This is a genomic window from Bacillus sp. 7884-1, assembly GCF_002272245.1.
In the GTDB taxonomy this organism is placed as follows: Bacteria; Bacillota; Bacilli; order Bacillales; family Cytobacillaceae; genus Neobacillus.
This window is the reverse complement of sequence record NZ_NPDD01000299.1, coordinates 1-6,333: the sequence shown is the minus strand read 5'-3', so window position 1 is coordinate 6,333 and position 6,333 is coordinate 1. Positions and strand designations below refer to the sequence as shown.

At 33.3% G+C, this 6,333-nt stretch carries 6 protein-coding genes; 3 read left to right on the top strand and 3 right to left on the bottom strand.

All coding sequences use genetic code 11. The features are described 5' to 3' along the window. Positions 1–407: 407 nt before the first annotated feature. Positions 408–1,127, top strand: coding sequence for a metal-binding protein ZinT (locus CHI06_RS28490; protein ID WP_095251997.1), 720 nt, complete (start codon positions 408–410; stop codon positions 1,125–1,127). A 171-nt stretch (positions 1,128–1,298) separates the two neighbouring features. Here CHI06_RS28490 and CHI06_RS28485 read toward each other — a convergent pair whose 3' ends face one another. Then, positions 1,299–2,612 carry a LolA family protein gene (locus CHI06_RS28485; RefSeq protein WP_257009505.1) on the bottom strand — a complete coding sequence of 438 codons (1,314 nt, stop codon included), beginning with the start codon at positions 2,610–2,612 and terminating at the stop codon, positions 1,299–1,301. Continuing rightward, a complete protein-coding gene (locus CHI06_RS28480; RefSeq protein ID WP_257009504.1) occupies positions 2,602–3,153 on the bottom strand; it encodes a sigma-70 family RNA polymerase sigma factor in 552 nt (183 codons plus the stop codon). Before CHI06_RS28480 ends, CHI06_RS28485 begins: the two co-directional genes overlap by 11 nt. 413 nt (positions 3,154–3,566) lie before the next feature. On the opposite strand from CHI06_RS28480, the gene CHI06_RS30145 reads away from it, so the two are divergent. Together CHI06_RS30145 and CHI06_RS28475 are read left to right on the top strand one after the other, a co-directional pair. Beyond that, positions 3,567–3,725 carry a hypothetical protein gene (locus tag CHI06_RS30145; RefSeq protein WP_179292822.1) on the top strand — a complete coding sequence of 53 codons (159 nt, stop codon included), beginning with the start codon at positions 3,567–3,569 and terminating at the stop codon, positions 3,723–3,725. A 490-nt stretch (positions 3,726–4,215) separates the two neighbouring features. After that, complete coding sequence (locus tag CHI06_RS28475) at positions 4,216–4,311, top strand: YjcZ family sporulation protein (protein WP_095251996.1); 96 nt, start codon at positions 4,216–4,218, stop codon at positions 4,309–4,311. 607 nt (positions 4,312–4,918) lie between these two features. Here the strand turns inward: CHI06_RS28475 and CHI06_RS28470 are convergent. Next, positions 4,919–5,335 (bottom strand): VOC family protein, encoded by a 417-nt coding sequence (locus tag CHI06_RS28470; RefSeq protein ID WP_095251995.1) that lies wholly within the window; start codon positions 5,333–5,335, stop codon positions 4,919–4,921. Positions 5,336–6,333: the final 998 nt, after the last annotated feature.

The window sequence follows — 6,333 nt, the reverse complement described above, 5'->3', positions numbered from 1 at the left end:
CTTTAAGTACAGTACTTCATAATCTATTTTAAATTCAAATCATAATCATTACGTTTTATATTGACAGAAAATCTAAAGCATAGTATATTCATAAAGGTGTAAAAAGGAACCATTACGATTTACAAAAAATATAAAGTTCCTTTTTAAATAATTTACGAAAGGTGATAAATATGAGGACAGTTGTTTAAATCTTTTGTTTCTATCCAAGTCTTTTAGACATTTAAGAATTCATTACTAGTAATATCCACGTACATATTCTGTGTTAATTCATTTCTGGATTCTTGTTTTATTAAAACAATAAACTGATTGAGTTTGTCAGCTGGTATTTCTTAATTTAAAAAGTCAGAAAAAAACATAAGTCGTAATCGTTATTATTTTATTAAAAAGGAAAAGGAGAGTTTATATTTATGAAAAAAGACCTTATAAAATCAATAGTTGCGTTTTCCTTATTAGGTACAATGCTGGCAGGATGCCAAGAAAAAGTAGATACACCTGTTAAAAATACTTCTTCTGATTCTGAATCTACAGAAAGTACCGAGCATTCCCATAATCATAGCCATGTACATAGTCACGATGATGAAAAAAAGCAAGAGATATATTCAGGGATATTCCAAGATGACGAAGTTGAAGATAGAGAATTATCAGATTGGGAAGGAGATTGGCAATCAGTCTATCCTTTTTTATTAGATGGAAGTTTAGATGAGGTCTTACAGAAAAAAGTCGAAACAAACAAAGATAAAACCTTTGAAGAGTACAAAGATTATTATAAAGTGGGGTATGAAACCGACATTGAACGAATTGTTATAAAAGAGAATACGATCACATTTTATAAAAATGGAGAAGGAAAAACAGGAGAATATAAGTATCATGGATACAAGATTTTAACTTATGAATCTGGAAATAGAGGAGTACGTTATCTTTTTGATTTAGTTGGAGAAGTTAATGGGGTACCAAAACATGTCCAATTTAGTGATCATAGTATTTATCCAACAAAATCAGAACATTACCATATTTATTTTGGGGATGAAGAGCATGACACTCTTTTAAATGAATTGGAGAATTGGCCAACTTATTATCCTTCTAATTTAAGTGGGAAAGAAATCGTAGAAGAAATGAATGCACATTAATTGTAAAACGGCCGCATTGTATGCGGTTTTTTTTGTTATCCTGGCTAATTCAACTAAACTGCCTTTTACTTTAAGAACAATACTTCGCAATCTTGTGCACGAAGTAACATTTTGGAACTTATGTTATTTGTACTAAAAAGGACCGCCAAATGACGGTCACCTTTCGTTGACTTATTCATAAACCATTTTTAAAGTTTCTACGTTATATCCTTCAGCAAGGGCATGGAAATTAAGCAGTGACTTTGCAGCGGAAGCTTTTGCAAAATACAGTATACCTTTTTCCTCATCTATATAGTTGACAAGGTACCCTCTTTTGACATGAATATACCACTTATTATTCAAATGAAGTATCGCTGTTTCATTGGGATTCTTCTTTGCTTCTTCCCATTGTGCCTTTAATTCTTCAGGGATTAGCTCATCGATATTCCCCGTTGTTATACTAGGTTTCTCAGATAGGTCATCTATTCTATAACCATCTAAATTGGGTGTGAATTGTTCACTATCGATTGGAACATTAATTTCAAGTTTTGACGGATATAAGTAATCCACAACGTCACCAGCAGAATTATATGTTTCATACTTAACCAATATCCCCGTATCCTTATCTACCCAAAAGCGGAAGGATTGGAAATCCCTATGGTTTTTAGTCCCTTTGATCACAAGCGTGTTATGACCCAGTAATTCCTCATTTTGCTTTTCTATTTCCCATTTACTTAAATCTCGTGTATAGTTTGAGGCTATCTCATAAGGAAATAATGTTTCATTTGCCGAACCAATTGGAGGTCTCTCACGATATTTTGTAACATTTATTCCTTCATTATCTTTTGAAAATGCCTCTTCTATCTTTAATGTGCCTGAACTACTTCCTTCTGAATAACTCATTTGCCTGTAAGTGTGTGTCTGTTCCATTAAATTCCATACCGTTCCATCTTTATAGTATTCATAAAATGTATCGTTTTTACCATTTTCCGTATACGTTCTTTTGCCGTATCCACCTGGTTGATTTTTTAAACTAATCGCATATTCAATAACCGTATAACCTGGTTCACCCCCAGAAAAGGATTTGAATTCTCCTATAGCCGTTTCAAAATAATCTACCGTGTTTATCATTTTTGTGAGGATTTCTTCTTTAGTCATTTCATCATAGTTTTCTTCTTGCTTGGATGGTATATATGCCGTTTTCTCATTGGAAGGATCTAAAGATTCTTGCATATTCTCCTTTGGTTCATTAGCTTGCTTTACTTCAGGACCATTAAATAAATTTAGCTGCGTCCCTACAAAATAGGTGATCCCCAAAAACAATAAAGAAACGACTGAAATGCTAAGAACAGTATTAAACTTATTTTTAAGCGGAAAAACTTGCTTTTGAAACTTGGATTTTTCAATTGAGTTCAAGACTTTTTGATACTGCTTATCATCAAAATACACGTCTTTCAAAATGGTTTCATCCATTTTTTCTTTTAAATTTTCCAGTTTATTTTCCACTAATTGCCCACTCTCCTTCATAACCTTCTTTAAGTTTTTGGCGTCCCCGATGTAATCTAGTTCTAACCGTATTTGAATTGACCTTTAGCATGTCCGATATTTCCTCAATAGAAAACTCCTGATAATAAAACAAGATAATGACTTCTCTTAATCTCACTGGCAGCTCTATTACTTGTTTTGAAATCAATTGATTTTCCTGCACGCTCGAAAATGAATGCTCTAGAGAAGAGGCGGCCTGTTTGGGCTTAAAAATATCCGTAAAATACAAGTTTTTAAAAGTCCAACTTTTTAAGACATCTTTACATTGGTTCACAGTAATTCTTATCAGCCATGTTTTATAAGATGATTCGTTTCGAAAGGAATCCATTTTCTCGTAACACTTTATAAAAACCTCTTGTGCTACATCTTCTGCCATCTGTTTCTGTTTCAAGTAAGTATAAGCAATTCTAATAACATCATTACCGTAAGCGTTCATTAACCATTTCAGCTTCTCTTCACGATTCAAATGATTTATGGGTTCTGAGTTAGGGATGCCAGCCATGCGTTCATTTTCTCCTCCCATGCCTTGTATTTGTAATTAGACGATTCGTATTTTTTAAATGTTCCATTTTGGAATTTTTTATTAAAATTTTTCTGCCAACTACTTAGTAATCAATTTAAAAAAGCTACCATAAATGGCAGCTGATTACTTTAGCTCCATTCAATATTACCTTTTTAAGAACTTGATTTGAATAATTTCTTATTAAAGGAAACTGCACCGTTACTTTAAGTGTAATACTTCACAATTTTTTTAGCCCCCTCCAATCTGTTATGCGTTGTATGCGAAGAAAATAGATCCAGGCCAGAATTTAATTCTTTGTAATGATTGTAGTGAAAACTTAAAACAACGATGACAAGCATTGGAGCATAAATATGAAAAAATAGAAAATCAACTTTTAATTGAAGGAGGTTTTTATGATGGGTATTTTAGCGAAAATCATCTGTAAATTAAAAGGTCACGTTTATGAAGAAACAAATCAGAGACCCGATGGATGGGGATATATTGCAACTTGGTTTATATGTAACCGATGTGGTCATGAAAAAGTAATCACTATCCGAGAGGATGAAGTTTAATTTCGGCCATCAAGTAACGGTGTCTACTACGGAAAAAGGAAAGGTTGGTTAGTTTAATCTGTCCTTCTGTTTTTTCATCTCTTATTCAATTAACCTACGCAGTTAGTTGAACAAGCAATCAACCTTACTACTTTCTTTGTAACAAAAAAGGGGGTAGGCGTTCGCCCACTCCCTCTCAGATTGCTATTTCGACTATGTAACCTATCTGATGCTTTTTTCTCTGCTTATTTTACTATTAATCAGCACTTGTCCCATTCACTTTATTCTGAGTGCATATGGTATATTACCACCGACCACCCACCAGACACCATGTTACCTCCGAAGAGGCGTTTGCATGTATTGCAGACGCTTCTTTTCATTCATTTTAGACAAATCGCTAATTTTGTCCTAACAATAGTGTTATTGTCTAAATCCATTCTTGACTTAAGGAATATATATACATAGTAAGAAATTTTTTCCTTCAGATATTTCAATTGGGTGGTGAAAAAATATGGGCTTTGACTGTGGCTTCAATGGAGGCAGCACTTTTGTTCTAATCGTAGTATTGTTCATCCTACTGATCATTGTAGGGGCATCTTTTATCTAAATTGTACAGAACAAAGGGCGGGTTAAGTTAATCTGCCCTTTTGTCATTTAGACTTCTGAAATGAAAGGAGGATAATTACACATGGGTTTTTTTCGTGACGACTTTAGAAGAAGAAGATTTTTCCCATTTTTCCCTTTCGGCTTTGACTTCGAAAGAAGAAGACGTTTTGAATTCGATAGAAGACGCAGATTCTTTTAAGCAAAGGATTTAAAAAGTGTTTCCATGGGATCGATTCCATAGAAGAAAAGAGGGAGGCGTTCCGCCCACTCCCTTAACACTTAATAGCATAAAAAAGACCGTACATTGACAGTCCTGTTCTTGAATTAAAACACCCGCTAGTTTAAGTGGGAATATTCACAATCTTTTTTGAACTTAACAAAATCTAATCACTTAATGTGTATGGGCAAATCAAAAAGACGCCTTCTTACTAAAGAAAAGCCCCCGATTGTTGAAGATCATTGCTTAATTCTTATTCAAGTCAAGCCCACTTTACCTAAGTCCATTACTTCACATATTTCAAATCTGATAAAAGATAAATAAAAAGATGATACCTTTTAGGCATCATCCCTTAGAATATTAAACTTGATTTGACTTTAAAACTTAAAGTTTATTCTTGATTAATTGCACTTTCATCCATATAAGCAACTTCCCATAAATGACCGTCTAAATCCTGAAACCCCCATATATACATAAATCCATGATCTTGAGGCTCACTAAAAGATTTACCACCAGATGACAATGCCTTATTTACTACCTCATCCACTTGATCCCGACTTTCAGCTGAAAAGCTGAGAATTGCTTCGGCAGAAGTAGTAGTATCAACAATCTCCTTCTTACTAAATCCTTTGAACCGTTCTTCAATCATTATCATAGCAAAGATATTGTCACTGATGATCATACAAGATGTGGTTTCATCGGAGAATTGTGGGTTGAACTCAAAACCTAGCTCCTTGAAAAAATTGGTGGACTTGTTCACGTCTTTTACTGATAAATTGATAAAGATATTTTTGGATGTGAATGCCATTTTTTATTACCTCCTTGGAAATTACCGGCAAAAATGCCATGTCAATTAAGTTTTTCATTAAATGTCGCTAAATATCCTACTTTTCTTTAAGTACTTTATTTCATTAAAAATAGCCGGATTGCTGAAAAAACAGTATCAAAAATCTCATTTACTAATAGTTCGTTTCAGCAATCATAAAACAAACCTCATTTTTTAACATATGTAACCACCGTTAGGAACATATGTTCTTAATGATACCACATGTTTCATGTGTATGGAAGCACCACATTAAAATATCTTGCCCTTTTATTTAAATAATCACCACATATTTCTTATAACATTTTTTCTTTATTTTATTATGCGTATATCTTATTGCCTGAAAAAGTTCCTCAACGATCTGGCCCGATTATTGAAAAAAAGCTAATGACGTTTGTTCAACTAAACTGCCACTTTTGTTGAATAAGAAAAAGATTGCCATTTGCAGCCAGATCTTTAAGGAAACCACCAGTTAGTGAATTAATCATTTCTTATCTTGATTGTTATTTTTGTTTAGTTTTTAATAGTCTATATACCCCAAAACCAATTACCCCAAAAATCACCAGCCAAAAAATAATTGGAAAAATATTACCAACCGTTTCCACTAACTTCTCTCCTTTCCTCTAAATCTCTTTATTTCTATACTTTTTTACTAAAGTCCTTCTTCCACTAATCTAAATCTTTAGTTCAAAAAAAAAAGACAGCCAGGATTGGCAGCCGGTTCTTTAAGTAAGCACCCTTTTAGTGCAACAAGCCTTCTAGTAACTGCCACTTTTCACAAAAAAGTACACTTCTCCCTTTTGAAGTAAAGCAATGTTTGTTAAAGCACATTTTTTCACAAACTTTAACTGTTTAATGCTTACAAAATTAATTTATTACCCTTCAACAATTGCTAGGTATTTCAAGATTTCTCCTTCTACCTCAACGATTAAAATATCTCCTCTTTCCTTGGCTAAAAAAATCTTTGCACCCACTGGAAGTTT

What these genes read in the sequence shown, in the direction of transcription:
- CHI06_RS28490 (WP_095251997.1), top strand. Translation starts at nt 408, where the DNA reads ATGAAAAAAGACCTTATAAAATCAATAGTTGCGTTTTCCTTATTAGGT.
- CHI06_RS28480 (WP_257009504.1), bottom strand. Translation starts at nt 3,153, where the DNA reads ATGGCTGGCATCCCTAACTCAGAACCCATAAATCATTTGAATCGTGAA.
- CHI06_RS30145 (WP_179292822.1), top strand. Translation starts at nt 3,567, where the DNA reads ATGATGGGTATTTTAGCGAAAATCATCTGTAAATTAAAAGGTCACGTT.
- CHI06_RS28475 (WP_095251996.1), top strand. Translation starts at nt 4,216, where the DNA reads ATGGGCTTTGACTGTGGCTTCAATGGAGGCAGCACTTTTGTTCTAATC.
- CHI06_RS28470 (WP_095251995.1), bottom strand. Translation starts at nt 5,335, where the DNA reads ATGGCATTCACATCCAAAAATATCTTTATCAATTTATCAGTAAAAGAC.